Genomic DNA, 20,806 nt, shown 5'->3' with positions numbered 1-20,806 from the left:
CCCGGACAGTCCGGGTAGCCACCGCCCACAGGGGGACGCCGCATGACGCAGCATCAGGCCGTCGACACCGCCCTGACGACCATCGGCCCGATGGTGGCCGTGACCGATCTCCGGCGCAGCTTCGGCACCGGCGAGCGGACCGTCCACGCCCTACGCGGCATCAGCTTCTCGATCGAGCGCGGCGAACTCACCGCACTCAAGGGCCGGTCCGGCTCCGGCAAGACCACCCTGCTCAACCTGGTCGGCGGCCTGGACGCACCGACCGGCGGGAGCATCGCGCTGGACGGCATCGACCTCGGCGGGCTGGACGAGGACGGCCGACTCGCCCTGCGGCGGGAGCGGATCGGATTCGTCTTCCAGTCCTTCGGACTGATCCCGATGCTCACCGCCGCCGAGAACGTCGGCGTGCCGATGCGGCTGCGCAAGGTCCCGCCGGCCGAGCGCGAGGAGCGTGCGCACACCCTGCTGGCCCTGGTCGGCCTGGCCGGCCACGCCAACCAGCGGCCCGGTGAGCTCTCCGGCGGCCAGCAGCAACGCGTCGCCATCGCCCGCGCGCTGGCCAACGACCCCGGCCTGATCATCGCCGACGAGCCCACCGGGCAGCTGGACTCGGAGACCGGACGCTCGATCATGGAACTGCTGCGCGCGGTGGTCCGCAGCGAGGGCGTCACGGTCCTGGTCGCCACCCACGACCCGACGCTGATGAGGCTCGCCGATCGGGTCATCGAGCTCCGCGACGGGCGGATCGTCGAGGAGGAGTCGGCGGAGCAGGCGGCGTAAGGGCGGTGGGCCCCGGCGGGGGGTGGGCCCCGAGGTGCTGGACCTGGCGGCCGTCGGGCCTTGGGGTGCTGGGCCTGGCGGCCGTCGGACCTCGGGGCGCCGCCCCGGAATGCCGGCCCCAGGACGTCGGCACTGGCAAGCCGCCGCCCGGGTTCAGCGTCCCGCAGGTCGCCGGTCAGGCCTGGAGCGGTCGGATCGACTGGGCGTGGTGGAACACCTCCTCCCCATCCCAGTAGGCCTTGGTGCGTTGCAGTCGCGGATAGTTGCCCTTGTAGTAGAGCCTCGGGTAGGCCGGGTCCCGTTGGTCGAGCGTGCCCAGATCGATGTCCGGATAGTTGACGTAGGCGCCGTCCGTCGCGGTGTCGATCTCCGGGATGCCTCCGGTCTCCCGGTAGACCTCCTGGTAGAGACCGGACAGGTAGGCCAGGTGGTCGGCGTCCTCGGCCGGGTCCGTCCAGTAGGTCTGGTACTGCAGCTTCATGATCGAGTCGCGCTGCGCCACGGCCGTCTCCTCGGGCCGACGCGCGTTGATCCGGCAGCCGTAGGAGTCGATCTGCACCAGGGTCTTCGTGAGGTCCGCCCCCTCGCCGTCCCGCGTCAGCCAGTCCCAGAAGGTGGCGATCTGGGCCGGGCTGAACGGCTCCCGGTGGTAGGCCGATTTGTACTTGCCGCGCTGGTTGTCGCCCGAGGGATTGAGCGTCATGGTGGCTTGGAACCAGGGCAGTTGCCGCCGCTTCTCCGGGTACGGCAGGAACAGCCCGCCGACGCTGTGGGTCTGGGCCACCGAGCGGGTCACCATCCCCTGCTCGACGGCCGCCGCGAACTCGTCCAACGGCGCCGGGTCCTCGCCGTCCCACTGGCTGAACAGCACGACGTTCCCGTTGGAGCGGTGGGTGAGCTTGAGGATCGCGAACAGCCCGTCGTAGACCGGTTCCCGCGGGCCGCTGTGGTCGGCCAGGAAGGCGCCGAAGTTGTTCAGCAGCGTCTCGAAGTCGCCCGGCCGCTTGACCAGTTCGCCCCAGGGCCAAGCGATGCTGCTGAGCCAGACCCGCGGCGGCGGCTGCGGCACGTCCACCGCGAAGTGGTAGCGCAGCACCACCCCGAAGTTCCCGCCCCCGCCACCGGTGTGGGACCAGAAGAGGTCCTGTTCGGGCGAGTCCCGCGCGTCCTCACGGTGTGCCTTCGTCACCACGGCGCTGCCGCCCCGGACCGTGACCACGTCGACCTGGACGAGGTGGTCCACGGTGAGCCCGTGCCGCCGGGAGAGCACACCGAACCCGCCGCCGCAGATGTGCCCGCCCACGCCGACCGAGTAGCAGGACCCGGCGGGCAGGGTGACGGCGTGCTCCCGGAACAGCGTGGTGTAGACGTCCCAGTTGGTGGCGCCGCCCTCGACACAGTACGTGGGCCGGCCGTACTTGTCGGTCGACGCCGCCACGCCGCGCATCGTGCTGAGATCGAGGATCACGCCCCGGTCGTTGTCGACGAAGCCCTCGTAGCAGTGGCCGCCGCCGCGGACGGTGGGACGCAGCCCGCGGTCCAGCACCCGATTCAACTCGGCCACCGCGTCGGCCTCGTCGCCCACCAGCCGGATGTAGGCGGGTCGACTGTGCCAGCGTTGGTTGAAGCCCTGGCTCAGCGTCTGGTAGCGCGGATCGCCGGGCAGGATCGACCGGCCGGAGAATTCGTGTCGCATGACCTTCCCCCGCTTTCTCTGGTTCGAGAGAGTCTGGCGAGCCGGACGCTAACACGGGTATTCGACTGTGGGAATCCATTTACGAATTAGTGTGACAGTACGTCATTTTCAGTAATCCGTCGACGGTCTGCCGAGGATGTTCCCGAGGGGCGTGCGGGGCGTCGATTGTCAGTGGCGTCGACTATGGTCCCCGACAACTCCACAGAATCCGCTCCAAAGGAGATTCGATGACGATCCTCCGTTGCATTGTCCGCGCGATCCGGGGCCTCGGCCGGAGAACACGCCGGTGGTGGCCGACGGAGCCGCCGGCCACCACAGCCCCGGCCTCAACGGCCGGGCGTTCGAGGGGAGATCCCTCAGACCGACGGGAAGATCTCGGCGTCCGGCTTCAGCAGCTGACCGGGCTGCGGCGCGGTGCCGTCTACCAGGTAGCGGGTGACCAGCGCGTTCAGCGCCTTGCTGCGGCCGACGGCGCAGTGCTCGATCGAGTCGACGCTGACCAGCACCGCGTTGCCCAGCTCCTGCTGCATCCGCTGGGCGAACTTGTACTGGGTGGCCGGGTCGTAGAGGTTGCCGATCACCATGACGGTGTTGGAGGTCTTCTTGTTCCACGGGCCGCTGAAGCGCTCGGCGTCCCGGGCCGGGGCCGGCCAGCTCGCGCAGGCGGGGGCGTCGAAGGCCTGGTAGCGGCCGAAGGTCGGGGACTCCTGCTCCCAGGCCCGGGCGGCGTTGGCGAACACCCGGTCGTTCGACGGGTACGGCTTGTCCTGGCAGTTGACGCCCATGTAGGAGTCGTCAGCGGTGTACTCGGAGTCCGCCGGGGCCTCGCGCAGTGCGCGCGGGACGTTCACCGTGAGCTGGTTGGCCTCGTCGTCCGGGACGTTCGCCTTCGGAGCCAGCAGGGCGGCCGCGGCCGGCTTCTGCATCACCTGGTAGGTGGCCTGCAGCGACTTCGCCAGCGGAGCCAGCTTGGCCTGCGAGTACAGGGCGCTGGCCACCTCGCTGGTGAAGCTGCTCAGGGTCACCTGGGACCCGTTCGACAGCGTGATCGGGCTGGTCCGCAGGTGGTCGCGGAGCTCGTCGAACTTGGCGCGGGTGTCGCCGTCACCGAAGGCGCAGCGCGGGGCGCCGGCGGCCTGGCAGCGCTTCAGGAACTCGTCCAGTGCCAACTCGAAGCCGCCCGCCCGCTGGCGGTCGTACTCCATGCCGTTGTGCAGGCGCAGGTTGGGGTCGACGTTGCCGTCGACGATGATCGCGCGCACCTTGTTCGGGTACATGTTCGCGTACGTCGAACCGATCAGGGTGCCGTAGGAGAACCCGGCGAAGGTGAGCTGGGAGTCACCGACGGCGCGGCGCATCCGGTCGAGGTCGCGCACCACGTTGATGGTCGACATGTGCTCGATCAGCGGGCCGGCGTTCTTGCTGCAGGCGTCGGTGTAGTCCTGGTCCGCGTCCAGGGTGTCTGCGATCTCGGCCTTGGTGACCGGCACGCCGACCATGCGGTTGTTGACCGCGTCGGCTTCTTCCTGCGTCTTGAAGCACTTGAGCGGGTTGCTCCGGGCCACACCCCGGGGGTCGAATCCGACCAGGTCGAACTTGGACTGCACCTCGGCGCCGAAGCGGGTGGTGGTCGCCCACATGTAGCCACTGCCGCCCGGCCCGCCCGGATTGAGGAACAGCGAGCCGATCCGCTTCGACGGGTCGCTCGCCCGCCGCCGCATCATGGCGATGCCGACCTTCTCGCCCGACGGGTTGTCGTAGTCCAGCGGCACGGGGTAGACGGCGCAGTCGTAGATGCCGGGGTCCGGCTTGCTCGGGTCCGGGTTGCACGGCTTCCAGTCGACAGGGTCGACCTTCGCCTCGGCGGCCGCGGCACCCGGCGCCTGGTCGAACGGCGCGGCCGACGCAGCGACGGCGGTACCGGTGACAAGGGCGAGCGCGCAGGTGACCGCTCCAGCCAACGTGGATATGCGGGACAAGGAACCTCCTCCGTACTGAAAGGGCGGCCCCAGCCTGTCAGCCGGAGATCTCCGTGGGAAGACCTCGAAGCAGCGGAAATTCTTCGGACTTCACGTCATGGATGGTCAGGACATTCTGTGAATGAACCAACTTGACGGTTGATTGACCTGACGGTGGTTCATCTTCGCTCGTTCTTCCCTGGCGGTTCTTCCCCACCTACAGGTGGCAACCGCCGACCGGGCCGCAGGTCTCCCGCGTTACCTGCGGCCCGGGGTCGACCGCCGCTATTCGGCGATCGGCCGCGACAGGTTGTCCTCGGTGACCACCTGGTAGACCGCGTTCGGCGTCGGCGGGCCGACCAGGTCCTTGATCCGCTCAAAGCGGCGCTCCTCGACCGGGCCGGCATGACGCTCTACTACTACGTCCCCAGCAAGGCCGCTCTGCTGGACGGCATGGTAGAGCGACTGCTGGAGCTGTCCGCCGGAGATCTCTTCGCCGAACCGAGCGGCCCCTGGACCGACGTGGTCCGGGAGTTCGCCGTCGCCCTGCGCCGGATGCTGCTCGGCCATCCGGCGTGCTCACCGGGCTCGCCACCCGCCCGGCCGCCACCCCGGCCGCGCTCGCCCTGCTCAAACGCGGCATCGCAGTGCTGCGCGAGGACGGCGTTCCGCTGGCCGACGCGCTCGATGTACTGAACTCCGTGGTCCGGTGGACCTTGGGCACACCCTGAGCGGGGTCGGCGAGACGCCCCACCACGAGGGCACCGAGCCGCAGCCCGAGCAGTTCGCGGCCCTGGACCGGGACACCTACCCCCATCTGACCCAGGCCTTCGCCACCGGCGAGGGCCTCGATTCCGAGCAGTGCTTCCACCGCACCCTCCGCGTCCTGCTCGCCGGCTACGCCGCCTAGTTGGAGCTCGCGAAGGAAGCGGGCTCGTGACCGGCTAGCCCCCGCTCGCGCCGCGCAGGGCGGCCGCCACCAGGCCCTGGATCTCGTCCGTCCCGGTCTCGCCGCCGCCCACCAGGCGGTCGAAGACCAGCCCGTCGATGCAGGCCAGGAGTGTGGCGGTCCGCCCGTCGGGGTCAGGGACACCCCGGCCGGCGAGGAAGGCGCGGACGACGGCCCGACCCGCGTTCTCACGCGGCACAAGAATCTCCCGCAGCTCCGGGTCGCGCACGCTCTCCACCGCGCAGGCGTAGCGCGCGAGCGACCGCCGCCGCCCCTCGCCGGTCAGCCGGTGGCGCATCAACTCGCGGATCCCCTCGACCAGTTCATCCGCCGAGCGGACCACCACCCGCTCCTCCCCCATGGCCTGCAGCTCGCCCTGGTCCAGCTCGACCAACCGCCGCACCAGGGCGGTGAGCAGCGCCTGCCTGGTCCGCAGATAGGCGGAGGTGGTGCCGACCGGCAGACCGGCCGCCGCATCGACCGCCCGGTGGGTCAGCCCCCGCACGCCCGCGTCCGCCAGGACACCGATCGCCGCATCCGCCAGCACGGTCCGCCGATCCGGACGCCCCGCCCGACCAGCGCCACCCTGCCCCTGCTCCTCATCTCGCCGCATCCCCCCTTTCTACCGGCACCGGCCCCCGGACCGCCCACCCCGGTGACGGAATGCCACGGACGGGACTGTGCCGCAGAACCGCGCCGCACGACCACGCCGACGGCACTTCGCCCCGAGCCGCCGCAACGGCACCGCGCGGCCGCCCCCGTCGCGCGACGGGCTCCCGCGCCGGCGGCGGCCCTCCCCGAGCGGCCACCCACCGGGCAGCCCGGCAGGCATCGGCGCCCCCTCGCAGCGTCGGAGCGGCCCACCCCACCCCTCCGGATAAGCCCGTAGTACGCTCCTTCTACAGCTGTAGAAAAGAGCACGGCAGCACGGGAAGGACCGGGCATGAGCAGCAACAGCGCGGTGGTGGTCGGGGGCGGGATCGGCGGGTTGGCGGCCGCGATCGGGCTCCGGCTGGCGGGGTGGGACGTGACCGTGGTCGAGCGGGCGGCCGTCCTGGACGATGCCGGGGCCGGGATCTCGCTCCACGCCAACGGCATGCGGTCGCTCGGGATCCTCGGGGTGGGCGAGGCCGTCGAGGCGGCCTCGCGACGGCAGTACACCGGTGGGACGTGGACGCCAGACGGCCGTCGACTCGCCATGATGGACGGCAGGGCGCTGGAACGGGAGCTGGGGGCGCCGATCGTCGGCGTCCCCCGGGCGGACCTGCACCGCATCCTGTGCGAGGCGCTGCCCGCCGAGTCCCTGGTGATCGGCGCGGAGGTGACCGAGGTCGACACCTCGCATCCCGCCCGGGTCACAGTGGGCTACGACGACACCACCCTGGAGGCCGACCTCCTGGTGGCGGCCGACGGCATCAACAGCCGGATCCGGCGCCGTCTCTTCCCCACTCACCCCGGCCCGGTGTACAGCGGTTCGACGGTGCTGCGGGCGATCACCGAGCGCCCGGTCGACGGACTGACCTCCGACTTCGAGCTGACCTGGGGTCACGGCGCCGAGTTCGGCCACATCGCCTTCCCGGACGGCCGGGCCGAGTGGCACGCCGTGCTGAACGCCCCGGCCGGGGTCCGCTACCGGGACTCGCTGGCCGAGGTACGCCGCCGCTTCGCGCGCTGGCACGACCCGATCCCCGCGCTGCTGGCCGCGACCCGCCCGGAGGACGTGCTGCACCACGACGTCAATGAGCTGGTCACCCCGCTGCCCTCGTACATCTCGGGCCGGATCGCCCTGCTCGGCGACGCGGCACACGCCATGACGCCCCACCTCGGCCAGGGCGCCTGCCAGGCCCTGGAGGACGCGGTGACCCTGGCCGCGGCGGTCGCCGAGGGGCGAACGGTCGAGGGCGCGCTCGCCCGCTACGACGCGGCGCGCCGTCCGCGCAGTCAGACCGTCGCCCGGGACGCCCGCCGGGCCGGCCGGATGGGCCAGCAGCTCACCAACCCCCTGGCGGTGGGCCTGCGCAACGCCGCGATCCGGCTGACACCACCCGGCGCGATGATCCGGACCGTCCTGAAGCACGCCGACTGGACGCCGCCCCGGATCGCGCCCCGTGCCGCCTAGACAAGAGCCACCCGTCCCCGATTGACCGGGAATCCGATGAGCCGCCGCATTTCGTCCATGACGCCGCACCCCGAGGCCGATCCGGCCACCCCCATCCTCGATCAGGCCCGCCGCCGGATCGCCCGTTACGGCCTGTCGGTAGACCCGCGGGCGATCCTGGTCGCGGCCCGGTCGATGGCGGCGGGCGCCCGGCCCAGCCGGGCCGGCCAGGTGCGCTTCGGTCGCTTCAGGCTCTCCACCGGCCGCTACCGGCTACTGACCGACCTGGAGGACCACCCGCGGCAAGAAGTCGCCCTCCCGGCCCGCGGCTGCCCTCGGGGGCCCGGGCGACCGTGACCGGCCTGGTCGACGGCTTGGAGCGGGAGGGCCTGGTCGCCTACGCCGGGCCCGTCACCCGGGGGGAGCAGCATTCGCTGTGGCATGGATCACGATCGAAAATCCGACCTGACGATCAGTCAATTCGAATGACGCATCGTCACATCAGAGTGTCACGGCCTCAGTTATTGACTGATTGAACGTCAGATTTAGTCATTCCAGCCCCAGTTGGGCCGAGCATCCGCTCCTGCCGGGCCGGGAAGCCGGGGCTACTATCGGTCGGGTTGTCCGCTCCGGCCCCGGAGTGGGGTCACCCGGTCAGGCGGTGCTCCCACCGCCCCAGGGGCCGGGCATCGGTCGGAACGGGGCGAGGACGAGGAGCGCACGGGCTGCCATGACTGCTGAACCGATCCACCCGGAGCAGTACGCCGAGCCACCGCAGGCCGAGCCGCAGCACTCGCTGTTCCCCGGCCGCCCGGCCGCCAACCCGCGCACCCTGGTCGACCTCTTGGACGCCACCGTGCGCGCCCACCCTGACGAACCGGCCCTGGACGACGGTCGCACCGTGCTCAGCTACCGCGCCCTGGCCGCCGAGGTCGAGCAGCTGCGCCGGCGGCTGGCCGCCGCCGGCATCGGCCCGGGCGACCGGGTCGGCGTCCGGGTGCCGTCGGGCAGCAACGACCTGTACGTCTCGATCCTGGCCGTGCTCGCCGCCGGGGCCGCCTACGTCCCGGTGGACGCCGAGGACCCGGACGAGCGCGCCCAGCTGGTCTTCGGCGAGGCCCAGGTCGCCGCCGTCATCGGCGCCGAGCGGGCCCTCACCACGACGGGCACCCGCGAACCCGTCGGCGGGCGCCGCCCCACCCCGGCCGACGACGCCTGGATCATCTTCACCTCCGGCTCCACCGGGAAGCCCAAGGGCGTCGCCGTCACCCACCGCAACGCGGCCGCCTTCGTCGACGCCGAGGCCGCGCTCTTCCTCCAGGAGGAGCCGATCGGCCCCGGCGACCGGGTGATGGCCGGCCTGTCGGTCGCCTTCGACGCCTCCTGCGAGGAGATGTGGCTGGCCTGGCGGCACGGCGCCTGCCTGGTGCCCGTCCCCCGTTCCCAGGTGCGCAGCGGCGCCGACCTCGGCCCCTGGCTGGCCGAGCAGGAGATCACCGTGGTCTCCACCGTCCCCACCCTGGCCGCCCTGTGGCCGGCCGAGGCGCTCAACGAGGTCCGGCTGCTGATCTTCGGCGGCGAGGCCTGCCCGCCCGAGCTGGTGCAGCGCCTGGTCACCGAGGGCCGCGAGGTGTGGAACACCTACGGCCCGACCGAGGCCACCGTGGTGGCCTGCGCCGCGCTGCTGACCGGCGAGGGGCCGGTCCGGATCGGCCTGCCGCTGGACGGCTGGGACCTCGCCGTGGTGGACGAGGCGGGCCGGCCGGTCGCCCCCGGCGGCACCGGGCAGCTGGTGATCGGCGGGGTGGGCCTGGCCCGCTACCTCGATCCGGAGAAGGACGCCGAGAAGTACGCGCCGTTGCCCTCGCTCGGCTGGGAGCGGGCCTACCGCAGCGGCGACCTGGTCCAGGCCGATCCGGCCGGCCTGCTGTTCCTCGGCCGTACCGACGAGCAGATCAAGCTGGGCGGCCGCCGGATCGAGCTCGGCGAGGTGGACGCGGCCCTGCAGGCGCTGCCCGGCGTGGCCGGCGCGGCCGCGGCCGTGCGGACCGCGCGCGGCGGCAACCAGCTGCTGGTCGGCTACCTGGTGGTCCAGGACGGCTTCGACCGCGAGCAGGCCGTCGAGCGGCTGCGCGCCGAGCTGCCCGCCGCCCTGGTGCCGCTGCTCGCCCCCGTCGACACCCTGCCCACCCGCACCTCCGGCAAGGTGGATCGAGACGCGCTGCCCTGGCCGCTGCCCGAGCTGGAGGCCGCCGGGCCGAACGAGCAGCTGTACGGCACCGAGGCCTGGCTCGCCGAGCAGTGGGCCGAGATCCTCGGGGTGCAGGTCAGCAGTGCGCGCGACGACTTCTTCGCGATCGGCGGCGGCAGCCTGGCCGCAGCCCGGCTGACCACCCTGCTGCGCACCCGCTACCCGAGCGCCGCCGTGCTGGACATCTACCAGCACCCGACGCTGCGCAAGCTCGCCCGGTACCTGGAGCGTACCGGCGCCGAGGGCGGCGAGGCCCGCACCGTCACCCTGGTGCCGACCCGGGCCAAGCTGCTGCAGTTGCTCTTGCTGATCCCGCTGTTCACCGTGGTCGGCCTGCGCTGGACGGTCGCCCTGCTGGCGGCCGGAAACCTGCTCTCCCACCTCGGCGACTACCCGTGGGCGCCGACCGCCTCCTGGTGGGCGGTCGGCGCGGGCGCGATCGCGCTGTACAGCCCGCCGGGCCGGCTCGCGATCGGGGCCGGTGGCGCCCGGCTGCTGCTGCGCGGCCTGCGCCCCGGCAGCTACCCGCGCGGCGGCGCCGTGCACCTGCGGCTGTGGGCGGCCGAGCGGCTCGCCGAGCTGAGCGGCGCGACCGAGCTGTCCGGCGCCTGGCTGGTCCCCTACGCCCGCGTGCTGGGCGCCAAGGTCGCGAAGGAGGTGGACCTGCACTCGCTGCCGCCGGTCACCGGGATGCTCAAGCTGGGCCGGGGCTGCGCCGTCGAGGCCGAGGTGGACCTGTGCGGCTACTGGCTGGACGGCGACCGGCTGGTGGTCGGCCAGGTCAAGGTCGGCGCCGACGCGGTGGTCGGCACCCGGTCGACGCTGCTGCCCGGTGCCCGGGTCGGCAAGCGCGCCCAGGTGGTGGCCGGCTCCAGCGTCACCGGCCAGGTGCCGACCGGCCAGCGCTGGGGCGGCGCGCCCGCCGTCAAGCTGGGCCGGGCCGAGTGGTCCTGGCCCGAGGAGCCTCCGGTCCGCCGGCCCGCCTGGGCCGCGCTGTACGGCGCCAGCGACGCCGTGCTCGGCCTGCTTCCGATGGCGCCCGCCGTGGCCGCGCTGGCCGTGCTCTCCCGCTTCGTCGACCAGGGCGCGGGCCTCGGACCGGCGCTCGGCGGCGCGCTGCTCGGCCTGCTGCCCGCCACCCTGGCCTTCGGCGCGGTGTACGCGGCGCAGTTGGTGGCGCTGGTCCGGCTGCTGAGCATCGGCCTGGTGCCCGGGGTGCACCCGCTGCAGGGCCGGGTCAGCTGGCAGGCGTGGACCGTCACCCAGCTGATGGACCGGGCCCGCGAGGTGCTGTTCCCGCTGTACGCCGGGCTGGTCACCCCGCTGTGGCTGCGGGCACTGGGGATGCGGGTCGGCCGGGGCGCCGAGGTGTCCACGGTGCTGGCGCTGCCCAGCCTGACCACGGTCGGGGACGGCGCGTTCCTGGCCGACGACACCCTGATCGCGCCCTACGAGCTGGGCGGCGGCTGGATGCGCCTCGGCGAGGCGAAGGTCGGCGAGCGGGCCTTCCTCGGCAACTCGGGGATGACCGCGCCGGGCCGCTCGGTGCCCAAGCGGGGCCTGGTGGGCGTGCTCTCGGCGACGCCGGAGAAGGCGAAGAAGGGCAGCTCCTACCTGGGCATGCCGCCGATGCGGCTGCCCCGCGCCGTGGACAAGGCGGACCAGAGCCTGACGTACGAGCCGCCGACCCGGCTGCTGTGGGCGCGCGGGCTGGTCGAGCTGGCCCGGCTGGTGCCGGTGCTCGCCTCGGGGGCGCTGGGCCTGCTGACGGTGGCGACACTGTCCTGGCTGGCGGACGGCTCCCCCGTGCTCGCCGCGCTGCTCTCCAGCCTGGTGCTGCTGGCGGCGGGCGGCGTGGCCTGCCTGGTCGCGGTGGCCGCGAAGTGGCTGCTGGTCGGGCGGTTCCGGGCGGTGGAGCACCCGCTGTGGAGCGGCTTCGTGTGGCGCAACGAGCTCGCCGACACCTTCGTGGAGGTGCTGGCGGTGCCGTGGCTGGTCGGCGCGGTGCCGGGCACCCCGGTGCTGAACCTGTGGCTGCGGGCGCTCGGCGCCAAGGTCGGGCACGGCGTGTGGTGCGAGAGCTACTGGCTGCCGGAGGCGGACCTGGTCACCCTCGGGGACGGGGTCAGCGTGAACCGGGGCTGCGTGGTACAGACGCACCTCTTCCACGACCGGATCATGCGGATGGATACTGTGGTCCTCCGCGAGGGCGCCACCCTGGGCCCGGGCGGGATCGTGCTGCCCGGCAGCACGGTGGGCGCGCGCAGCACGCTGGGCCCGGCCTCGCTGGTGATGCGCGCCGAGTCCGTCCCCGCGGACACGCGGTGGCTGGGCAACCCCATCGAGGCGTGGCAGACCACGCCATGACCACCCCTCCGAACGCCCCTCTCGGCACCACCCCCCGTCCCGGCCCGCAGGAAGCGCCCGCCCCCGTGAAGCCCAAGCACGTCCCGCCGGCCGCCGGCGGCCCGGACCCGTACTTCCCGAGCAGCGGCGACCACCGCTACCGGGTGCACCGCTACGAACTCGCGCTGGACTACCGGCCCGGGCCCAACCGGCTGGCCGCCTCGGCCCGGCTGAGCGCGGTGGCGGACGCGGCGTTGGCCGAGTTCGCGCTCGACCTGGCCGAGTTCCGGATCGGGCGGGTGCTGGTCGACGGCAAGGCCGCCCGCTACACCCACCGCGGCGGCAAGCTGCGGATCCGCCCGGCGAAGGCGCTCGGGGCGGGCGCGGCCTTCACCGTCGAGGTGCACTACACCGGCAACCCGCGCCCGGTGCGCAGCCCGTGGGGCGGCCTGGGCTGGGAGGAGCTGACCGAGGGCGCGCTGGTGGCCAGCCAGCCGATCGGTGCGCCGTCCTGGTTCCCGTGCAACGACCGCCCCGCGGACAAGGCGACGTACCAGCTGGCGGTCACCACGCCCTCCCCGTTCACCGTGGTGGCGAGCGGACGGCTGCTCACCCGGACCACCCGGGCCTCCAGCACCACCTGGGTCTACGAGCAGGGCGCGCCGACCTCGCCGTACCTGGTGACGGTGTCGATCGGGCACTACCTGCCGGTGCAGCTGGCCGCGCGCCCCGTCACCCCACAGCCCGGTTACGTGGCGCAGACCGGGTACGTGCCTCGGCCACTGGCCGAGGCCTTCGCCCGGGACTTCGCCCGGCAGCCGGAGATGATGGCGTACTTCGCCGAGGTCTTCGGGCCGTACCCGTTCGGCGAGTACGCGGTGGTGGTAGCGGACGAGGAGCTGGACGTCCCGGTGGAGGCGCAGGGCGTGGCCACCTTCGGCACCAACCACCTCGGCGGCGGCTGGGAGCGCGAGCGGCTGATCGCGCACGAGCTGGCCCACCAGTGGTTCGGCAACAGCGTCTCAATCGCCGACTGGCGGCACATCTGGCTCAACGAGGGCTTCGCCAAGTACGCGGAGTGGCTCTGGTCCGAGCACGCCGGCGGCCCGGGCGCGGCCGTGCACGCCGCCGCCGCGCACCGGCTGCTGGCCGGGCTGCCGCAGGACCTGCGGCTCGGCGACCCGGGCCGCAGGCTGATGTTCGACGACCGGCTGTACCAGCGCGGCGGCCTGGCGGTGCACGCGCTGCGGCGGGCCCTCGGCGAGGGCGGGTTCTTCGCGATGCTGCGCGACTGGACGGGCATCAACCGGCACGGCGTGGTCGCCACCGCCGACCTGCTCGCGCACGCGTCCCGGTACACCACCGCGTCGCTCGGCCCGCTGTTCGAGACCTGGCTGGAGCGGCCCGAGCTTCCGACGCTGCCGGGCTAGGGGATTAATCCCGCAGGTCCGTGGCCCGGCTGGGCTACTGTCCGTCCATGTCGATGAGTTCAGACGATCAGATGACCGACCAGCTCGACGAGCTGCTGCCCACCACCCGCCGCGCCCTGCTGCACCGCATCGCCGTCGCCCAGGCCGAGGGCCGTACCCCCTCGCTGATCGCCGGGGTGGTCCGGGACGGGCGGCTGGTGTGGAGCGGAGCCCGAAGCATGATCGACGGGCACGCGCCGGCGCCGGACGTCCAGTACCGGATCGGCTCGCTCACCAAGACCTTCGTCGCCGTGCTGGTGCTGCGGCTGCGCGACGAGGGCCTGCTGGACCTCGGCGACCCGCTGGCCCGCCACCTGCCGGGCACTGCGGCCGACGGTGCGACCGTCGCCCAGCTGCTCGCGCACACCGGCGGGCTGGCCGCCGAGACGCCCGAACCCTGGTGGGAGCGGACGGAGGGCTCGCTGCGGCCCGAACTCGGCGACCTGCTGGAGCAGGAGAGCCCGCTCAAGCACCCTGCCGGGCGACGCCACCACTACTCCAACCCCGGCTACGCGCTGCTCGGCGCCCTGGTGGAGAAGCTGCGCGGCGAGCCCTGGGGCGAGGTGCTGCGCCGCGAGGTACTGGCGCCGCTCGGCATGGACCGCACCACGCTGCTGCCCGAGCACCCGCACGCCGGGGGCTTCGCCGTCCACCCGTGGGCCGACGTCATGCTGCCCGAACCGCTCACCGACACCGGCCTGATGGGCCCGGCCGGCCAGCTCTGGTCCACCGGCGCCGACCTGGCCCGCTGGGCGGCCTTCCTCGCCGCCGGCGACGACAAGGTGCTCAGCGCCGACACCCTCTCCGAGATGCGTCGGCCCGCCGTCGGTCCGGACGACGCCGCCTGGACCTCCGGCTACGGCCTCGGCCTGCAACTGCGGCGCCACGGGGGCCGGTTGCTGCACGGCCACTCCGGCTCGATGCCCGGCTTCACGGCCGGCCTGTGGGTCAGCGAGGACGACGGCCTGGCCGCCTTCGCCCTCTCCAACGCCACCAGCGGCGCCAACACCCCGCTGCTGGCCGCCCAGTTGATCACCATCACCGCCGAACACGAGCCCCGGCTGCCCGAACCCTGGCGCCCGCTGCCCGAGGTGGACGAGGACCTGCTCGCCCTCACCGGCCCCTGGTACTGGGGCGCCGCGCCCAACGCCCTGCGGCTGCGGGCCGACCGCGTCCTGGAGCTCGCCGAACTCGCGGGCGGCCGCCGGGGCTCGCGCTTCCGGCCCCAGTCGGACGGCACCTGGATCGGGCTGGACAACTACTACGCGGGCGAGACCCTTCGGGTGGTCCGGCGCGCCGACGGCACGGTCAGCCACCTGGACGTCGGCTCCTTCGTCTACACCCGCGAGCCGTACGGGCCGGCCAAGGTCGTCCCGGGCGGCGTCGACCCGCAGGGCTGGCGGGCGTTTTGAGCCCGTCGGACTTGGCCGTGACAGCGGTGTGACGGCGGGGCCGTGACGGTGAGGATGCGACCGCGGGGCTGTGACGGCGGGGGCGCGCGATGCAGGTGCGCGCCCCCTTGTCCACCCCACGCGGACGACCGCCCGGCGCCCGGCAGATGACCGACGGGCCACGGGTGGTCCCATTCAACAGCTGCACATCTGCGATCCGCCGGGCCGCAACGTGAATGCCAACCGACTTGGAGAGACATACGGAGACCGGTTCGCGTCCATGCCCAACGCCTGCGGGCCGGGACGGTGCCCTGGCAATTCCACGGCACCGCCGATCGTGCTGCCCTGGAGGGTCCGCCATGACCACCGTCCCCACGTACGCTCCGTCCGCAGTCGCCCCCACCCACGACGCCCCGGCGGTCCCCGCGCCTCGCCACCAACCGGTCCCGGCCGCCTACACCGTCGCCCTCGCCCGCGACGAGGACGACGTCCGCGCCGCCCAGCGGCTGCGCCACCAGGTCTTCGCCGCCGAACTCGGCGCCGTCCTGCACAGCCCGGTCGCCGGTCTCGACGTCGACCCCTTCGACGAGTACTGCGACCACCTCCTGGTCCGCGAGGGCGAGACCGGCACCGTCGTCGGCACCTACCGGCTGCTGCGGCCCGAGGCCGCCCGGCGGGCCGGACGGCTCTACTCCGACGGCGAGTTCGACCTGTCCGCGCTCGCGCCGGTGCGCCCCGGCCTGGTCGAGCTCGGCCGCTCCTGCATCCACCCCGATCACCGCGGCGACGGCGCGGTCATCAACCTGATGTGGGGCGGCATCGCCCGCTACCTCGCCGACACCGGCAACACCTGGGTCGGCGGCTGCTGCTCGATCGACCTGGAGGACGGCGGCGCCACCGCGGCCCGGGTCTGGGACACCGTCAGCGCCAAGTACCTGGCCCCCGAGCAGTACCGGGTCACCCCGCACCGCCGCTGGGACGCCACCGGCGTGCCGCGCGCCGAGCGCGGCGCACTGCCCGCCCTGCTCCGCGGCTACCTGCGGCTCGGCGCCTGGGTCTGCGGTGAGCCCGCGTACGACCCGGACTTCGGCTGCGCCGACCTGTACGTGCTGCTGTCGCTGGAGCGCACCGACCCCCGCTACCTGCGGCACTTCCTGTCCGGATCACCCTCGTCGGGCGCATCGTCATGAGCGTCTGGCTGCCGATCGCGCCCTGTCGGCCGGAGACCTGCCTGGGCGAACGCGCGCCGGAGGTCTCCCACCTCCGGCGGGCTCTGCGGCTGACCGCCTGCCTGACGGCGGTGCTGGCCGGGGTCGCGCTCTGCCTGCCGGTGCGGCTGCTCCCGTACGGCGCCCGGGACCGGCTGATCCGGTTCTGGGCGCGGGTGCTGCTGCGCACCCTCGGGGTGACCGTCCACCTCGGGACGCCCGGGGCGCCTGGGCTGCCCGGAGCTCCCGTGCCGGCCGGGGCGGTCGGCGCCGGCGGGGCGCTGGTGGTGGCCAACCACGTGTCCTGGCTGGACATACCGTTGCTCGCGGCCGGACGCCCCGGGCGCTCGCTGGCCAAGACCGAGGTCCGGCAGTGGCCGGTGCTCGGGCACCTGGTCGCCTGGGGCGGCACCGTGTTCCTGGACCGCGATCGGCTGCGGACCCTCCCGGACACCGTGGCGGCGGTGGCCGAGGTGCTGCGCTCCGGGCAACCGGTGATCGTCTTCCCGGAGGGGTCGACCTGGTGCGGGCGGGAGAGCGGACGGTTCCGGCCCGCGCTGTTCCAGGCCGCGGTGGAGGCTGGCGCCTTCGTCCAACCGGTGACGATCCGCTACCGGCTGGCGGACGGGCGGCCGACCAGTGCGCCTGCCTTCGTCGGGGACGACGGGCTGCTCACCTCGCTCGCCCGGGTGGTCGCGGTGCGCGGGCTGGTCGCGGACGTCACCTTCCTGCCGCCGATTCCTCCGCCCGGGCCGCAGCCCACCCGGGCGGGGGCCCGGCGGGAGCTGGCCCGCGCGGCGCAGGCGGCGGTGGAGGGCATCCACTGACGGGGCCCGCCTAGATGATCGATTCCAAGGGGTCAGTGGTCATAGGCGATCAATGAGCGCAGGACGGGCTGTCCAGTGTGGTCGTTGTGCCAGATCGCGGCGGTCATCGCAAGGATGCGTTGCATGACGCGGGCAACAACGCCGCCGGGCGTGCGTCCTCGGTGCTGTTCGAGGTCGAGTTGACCCTTGAAGGTCTCGTTGACCGACTCGATGATCTGTCGCAACGGCTTGAACAGTGGCGCGCCGGGCCGCTCCGGCTCGCCCTTGCGGGCCGGTCACAGCAGCTGGATGTCCTGCTCTGCCAGCTGGTGTTCGAAGTCGCGGCCGAAGTAGTTCTTGTCGCCGATCAGCGTCTGGGAAGGACGTGCCGCTACGAGGCTGGCTTCGGCGGCCAGGAGGTCCAGCAGGGTCTCGCGCTCGTCTGCTTTGGCCCCGGTCAGGGCGAAGGCGACGGGCAGGCCCTGGAGGGTGCACACCAGGTGCAGCCGCAGGCCCCAGAAGAAGCGGCTGTGACTGGCGCAGTACCCATACTCGGCCCATCCGGCCAGGTCGGAGCGTTTGACGGTCTCGCGGGAGCGGCCGCATTCCACCGGCGTGGAGTCCACGACCCACACGTCGTCGCTCCACACGGAGGTGTCGATAGCGAGCAGCCGGGTGACGCGCCGAAGCAGTCCGGCGGCCTTGCGCAGCCGCTTGTTGTAGCCGGGCTGCTTGGGTAGGTACGGGAAGAGATGCTGCAGGTGGGAACGGGCGTGGCGGAGCCACCTGGCCTCGGAGGTGAAGCCGAGCATCGCCTGCATCATCGCCAGCGTGACCAGTTCGGCGTCGGTGAGCTGCGGGGCGATTCCCACGGCAGGCCGCCATGGCGCGAGATGCGGAGAAGCCTTCAGCAGATCGTCGGTCTTCACATAGAGTGCGGTCGCGAGGGTGTCCAACTCTGTCTTCACACACTGAGGTTGGATGCCCTCGCCCTATGCGCGCAGCCGATCCCTTGGAACACCATGATCCTTCCCAAAGATCGCGACCCCCGCTTCATCACCATCCGCCGTGGGGGGACGCTTACGGACTCCGACCATCGACTCCTGGCTTTGTGGGCTGCCGCGTGCGCGGAGCACGTTCTGCACCTTTTCGAGTCGGTGCAGCCCTCGGACCCGCGGCCCCGCGAGGCGATCGAGCAGATTCGGGCATGGGCGTCCGGCGAGATCAGGATGTCTCAGTCCCGAGCGGCGGGTGGCCATGCCATGGCTGCGGCAAGAGAGTTGAGCGGAGCCGCTCGACACGCCGCATTTGCTGCCGGCCAGGCGGCGGTGGTGGCGCATGTCGCCGCACACGAGCTTGGCGCTGCGGCCTACGCGATCAAGGCCGTGCGTGCGGCGGCCCCCGGACGGGAGGGTGAGAGCGCCGGCAGGCTCGAGTGCCGTTGGCAGCGCGAACAGCTCCCGGATGTGATTCGTGAACTCGTCTTAGATGATCAGCGGTTGCGAAACGAAATCTGCTGGTCGGTCTTCGACTGTTGACGGGCGTGACGGCTTGTCTGCCCCCTTGGAATCGATCATCTAGGCGAGTCCGGCAGGGGCGTACGGCCTGGCCGCGGTGGGGCGGCTCGGGCTGGCCCACGGTATCCGTCACTGGCGCCGCCCCAAGGAACAGCGCAGCCGGGTCGGCCGCATCACCGCCGCCGTCACTGGCGCACTGGGCTTCTGGCTGATCCTCTGCGTCGGATACGCCTCCTTCGACGCCGCTTCGGGCTGAACACCGGGCTCTGACCGGTCCGACGGCGGGTAGGCTCGCCCGGCGAACCGTCCACCGTCCACGGAGGAGTTACCGATGGCCGAACCGTATTCCCACGACGAGCCGTACGCCCAGGGCCTGTTGGACGTCGGCGACGGGCAGCGGATCCACTGGAACACCTCTGGCGACCCGGCGGGCAAGCCGGCCGTGGTGGTGCACGGCGGGCCGGGCTCCGGCCACCATCCCGGCTCCCGGCGGTACTTCGACCCCGAGCGCTACCGCGTCGTCCAGTACGACCAGCGCGGCTGCGGCCGGAGCCTGCCGCACGCCGCCGACCCGTCAACCGGGCTGGAGCACAACACCACCGCGCACCTGGTCGCCGACCTGGAGCGGCTGCGCGAGCACCTGGGCATCGACAAGTGGCTGCTGTACGGCGGCTCGTGGGGCTCGACCCTGATCCTCGCGTACGCGCAGGCCCACCCGGAGCGGGTCTCCGCGATCGTGATCTGCGGGGTGACCATGACCCGCCCCGAGGAGACGGACTGGCTCTACCGGGGCGTCGGCCGTTTCCTACCGGGCCCCTGGGAGGAGTTCCACGCCTTCCCACCCGCCGCCGACCGGGACGGCGACGTGTTCGACCTGCTCGCCGCCTACAGCCGGCTGCTCAACAGCCCGGAGGAGGACGTCCGCCGGGCCGCCGCCCAGGCCTGGGCCACCTGGGAGGACGCCGTCATCGCGCACGAGGTGTTGGGCAAGCCGAATGCCTACTCCGACCGTCCCTCCGACGCCCTGATGGCCTTCACCCGCATCACGGCGCACTACTTCTCGCACCAGGCCTTCCTGGCGGACGGCCAACTGCTGCGCGACGCCGGTCGGCTGGCCGGCATCCCGGGCGAGCTCATCCATGGACGGCTCGACCTCGGCGGACCACTGCAAACCGCCTGGCAGCTGGCCAAGGCCTGGCCGGACGCCAACCTGACAGTCGTCGACGAAGCCGGACACACCGGCAGCCCGCGAATGGCGGAGGCGGTCCTCGCGGCCGTCGAGCGCTTCGCCTGAAAGCGGAACCTGCTCTTCAGCAAGGCCATGATGGAGCAGGCCAAGCCCGACTACCGCTGCGTCACGGTGACCAACAACTTCCATGCCTTCCGGGCGGCGCTGATCGCCCGCAAGACCGGCGTCAACGGCACGTGTTCGGCTCGCCCACCGCCCGGTGCTACTGGCCGAGCGCGACCCTCCGCGAGTTCGCGACGGTGTTCCTCTCGCACAAGCTGATCAACTTCCGGATCTGCGGCCTCCTTGCGCTCTGCGGGATGCTGGCGGCGCTCTGAGCGCCTCGGGTTTCGGGGGCCCGGGTGTTCGGGCCCGGGCGTAAGTGTTTTGGGGTGTACAGGGTTTTGGGGTGTACAGGCCTCGGGGTGTCCGGGTCTCGACTGCTCGGTCTCGGGCTCTTCAGACATGGTCTGTTCGGTTGGGCCCCGGTCGTTGCGGCGGTCGCCGCCACGGTCGGGGCCCGGCTGTTCAGCGGCGGGTTCGCCGGCCGCTCAGGCCGCCGGGCGGGGGGGTGAGGATCGCGCAGGTGGTGGTGGCGTGGGCGTAGAGCTTGCCGTTCTCCGCACCGACCACCCTGGCCTCCGCGGTCGCCATCGTCCGACCCAGGTGGAGCACCACGCCCTCGCAGCGCAACAGCCCCGAGTCGGCGAACAACGGACGCAGCATATGGACGTTCAACTGCGTGGTGGTGTAGCCGATCCCGGCCGGCAGCTTGCTCAACACGGCGCAGCCGAGCGCCGAGTCGAGCAGGGTGGCCAGGTACCCGCCGTGCACGGTATTCATCGGGTTGAAGAGGTGGTCGCCCACCTCCCCTTCGAACACCGCCGTGCCGGGCTTCACCTCGACCAGGTGGAAGCCCATGGTGCTGCAGATCGACGGCTCCGGGATCCGCCCGGCGATCCACTCCAACAGGATCTCCTCGCCGGTGAGGTGCGGGTACTCGGAGATCGGCGGGCCGGCCGTCCAGGTGTGGGTGCGGGAGCGCGACTCCCGACCGTCCAGGGACTGCTGATCGGCGGGGGCAGGCTGGTGATTCGTCATGAGACCAA

18 protein-coding genes and 1 pseudogene are annotated in these 20,806 nt (G+C 72.5%); 13 read left to right on the top strand and 6 right to left on the bottom strand.

What is annotated here, in order from left to right; translation table 11 throughout:
• The first annotated feature begins 42 nt into the window (after positions 1–42).
• On the top strand, positions 43–780 hold the full coding sequence (locus tag ACZ3UD_RS13915) for an ABC transporter ATP-binding protein (protein ID WP_465586044.1): 738 nt from the start codon (positions 43–45) through the stop codon (positions 778–780).
• Between the two features lie 175 nt (positions 781–955).
• Here ACZ3UD_RS13915 and ACZ3UD_RS13910 read toward each other — a convergent pair whose 3' ends face one another.
• From ACZ3UD_RS13910 to ACZ3UD_RS13900, 3 genes are all read right to left on the bottom strand, one after another.
• Positions 956–2,476: an FAD-binding oxidoreductase gene (locus ACZ3UD_RS13910; RefSeq protein WP_465586042.1), complete on the bottom strand. Its 1,521-nt coding sequence runs from the start codon at positions 2,474–2,476 to the stop codon at positions 956–958.
• 356 nt (positions 2,477–2,832) lie between these two features.
• Positions 2,833–4,455, bottom strand: a complete 1,623-nt coding sequence (locus ACZ3UD_RS13905) for an alpha/beta hydrolase (protein WP_465586040.1) — start codon at positions 4,453–4,455, stop codon at positions 2,833–2,835.
• Positions 4,456–4,719: 264 nt separating this feature from the next.
• On the bottom strand, positions 4,720–5,004 hold the full coding sequence (locus tag ACZ3UD_RS13900) for a hypothetical protein (protein ID WP_465586038.1): 285 nt from the start codon (positions 5,002–5,004) through the stop codon (positions 4,720–4,722).
• 5 nt (positions 5,005–5,009) lie between these two features.
• On the opposite strand from ACZ3UD_RS13900, the gene ACZ3UD_RS13895 reads away from it, so the two are divergent.
• Both ACZ3UD_RS13895 and ACZ3UD_RS13890 read left to right on the top strand, forming a co-directional pair.
• Positions 5,010–5,165: a hypothetical protein gene (locus tag ACZ3UD_RS13895; RefSeq protein WP_465586036.1), complete on the top strand. Its 156-nt coding sequence runs from the start codon at positions 5,010–5,012 to the stop codon at positions 5,163–5,165.
• Complete coding sequence (locus tag ACZ3UD_RS13890) at positions 5,144–5,344, top strand: hypothetical protein (RefSeq protein ID WP_465586034.1); 201 nt, start codon at positions 5,144–5,146, stop codon at positions 5,342–5,344. The genes ACZ3UD_RS13895 and ACZ3UD_RS13890 overlap by 22 nt, the downstream gene beginning before the upstream one ends.
• Positions 5,345–5,378: 34 nt before the next feature.
• On the opposite strand, the gene ACZ3UD_RS13885 is transcribed toward ACZ3UD_RS13890, so the two are convergent.
• Positions 5,379–5,996 carry a TetR/AcrR family transcriptional regulator gene (locus ACZ3UD_RS13885; protein ID WP_465586032.1) on the bottom strand — a complete coding sequence of 206 codons (618 nt, stop codon included), beginning with the start codon at positions 5,994–5,996 and terminating at the stop codon, positions 5,379–5,381.
• Between the two features lie 330 nt (positions 5,997–6,326).
• Here ACZ3UD_RS13885 and ACZ3UD_RS13880 point away from each other — a divergent pair, with 330 nt between their 5' ends.
• The 7 genes from ACZ3UD_RS13880 (at position 6,327) to ACZ3UD_RS13850 (ending at position 16,973) form a co-directional block, all read left to right on the top strand.
• The gene (locus ACZ3UD_RS13880) at positions 6,327–7,502 is read left to right on the top strand and encodes an FAD-dependent monooxygenase (protein WP_465586030.1); all 1,176 of its coding nucleotides are present in this window, start codon (positions 6,327–6,329) and stop codon (positions 7,500–7,502) included.
• Between the two features lie 57 nt (positions 7,503–7,559).
• The gene (locus ACZ3UD_RS13875; protein ID WP_465586029.1) at positions 7,560–7,838 is read left to right on the top strand and encodes a hypothetical protein; all 279 of its coding nucleotides are present in this window, start codon (positions 7,560–7,562) and stop codon (positions 7,836–7,838) included.
• Positions 7,839–8,211: 373 nt separating this feature from the next.
• Positions 8,212–12,099 carry a Pls/PosA family non-ribosomal peptide synthetase gene (locus tag ACZ3UD_RS13870; RefSeq protein ID WP_465586027.1) on the top strand — a complete coding sequence of 1,296 codons (3,888 nt, stop codon included), beginning with the start codon at positions 8,212–8,214 and terminating at the stop codon, positions 12,097–12,099.
• Positions 12,100–12,164: 65 nt separating this feature from the next.
• Positions 12,165–13,508: a M1 family metallopeptidase gene (locus ACZ3UD_RS13865; protein WP_465586025.1), complete on the top strand. Its 1,344-nt coding sequence runs from the start codon at positions 12,165–12,167 to the stop codon at positions 13,506–13,508.
• A 71-nt stretch (positions 13,509–13,579) separates the two neighbouring features.
• On the top strand, positions 13,580–14,959 hold the full coding sequence (locus ACZ3UD_RS13860) for a serine hydrolase domain-containing protein (RefSeq protein ID WP_465586318.1): 1,380 nt from the start codon (positions 13,580–13,582) through the stop codon (positions 14,957–14,959).
• A gap of 338 nt (positions 14,960–15,297) precedes the next feature.
• Positions 15,298–16,128, top strand: coding sequence for a GNAT family N-acetyltransferase (locus ACZ3UD_RS13855; protein WP_465586023.1), 831 nt, complete (start codon positions 15,298–15,300; stop codon positions 16,126–16,128).
• Positions 16,125–16,973 (top strand): lysophospholipid acyltransferase family protein, encoded by an 849-nt coding sequence (locus tag ACZ3UD_RS13850; RefSeq protein WP_465586021.1) that lies wholly within the window; start codon positions 16,125–16,127, stop codon positions 16,971–16,973. The genes ACZ3UD_RS13855 and ACZ3UD_RS13850 overlap by 4 nt, the downstream gene beginning before the upstream one ends.
• 32 nt (positions 16,974–17,005) lie before the next feature.
• Here the strand turns inward: ACZ3UD_RS13850 and ACZ3UD_RS13845 are convergent.
• Positions 17,006–17,920: pseudogene (locus ACZ3UD_RS13845) on the bottom strand (IS982 family transposase).
• Between the two features lie 54 nt (positions 17,921–17,974).
• Between ACZ3UD_RS13845 and ACZ3UD_RS13840 the strand changes: the two are divergent.
• From ACZ3UD_RS13840 to ACZ3UD_RS13830, 3 genes are all read left to right on the top strand, one after another.
• Complete coding sequence (locus ACZ3UD_RS13840) at positions 17,975–18,490, top strand: putative immunity protein (RefSeq protein WP_465586019.1); 516 nt, start codon at positions 17,975–17,977, stop codon at positions 18,488–18,490.
• A 310-nt stretch (positions 18,491–18,800) separates the two neighbouring features.
• The gene (gene pip / locus ACZ3UD_RS13835; protein ID WP_465586017.1) at positions 18,801–19,763 is read left to right on the top strand and encodes a prolyl aminopeptidase; all 963 of its coding nucleotides are present in this window, start codon (positions 18,801–18,803) and stop codon (positions 19,761–19,763) included.
• 131 nt (positions 19,764–19,894) lie between these two features.
• Positions 19,895–20,035: a hypothetical protein gene (locus tag ACZ3UD_RS13830; protein ID WP_465586015.1), complete on the top strand. Its 141-nt coding sequence runs from the start codon at positions 19,895–19,897 to the stop codon at positions 20,033–20,035.
• 190 nt (positions 20,036–20,225) lie between these two features.
• Here the strand turns inward: ACZ3UD_RS13830 and ACZ3UD_RS13825 are convergent, their stop codons facing one another.
• The gene (locus ACZ3UD_RS13825) at positions 20,226–20,798 is read right to left on the bottom strand and encodes a PaaI family thioesterase (protein ID WP_465586013.1); all 573 of its coding nucleotides are present in this window, start codon (positions 20,796–20,798) and stop codon (positions 20,226–20,228) included.
• Positions 20,799–20,806: the final 8 nt, after the last annotated feature.

The sequence above is a fragment of the Kitasatospora sp. NPDC023118 genome (genome assembly GCF_055560875.1).
This window is presented reverse-complemented; position numbering and strand designations above follow the sequence as displayed.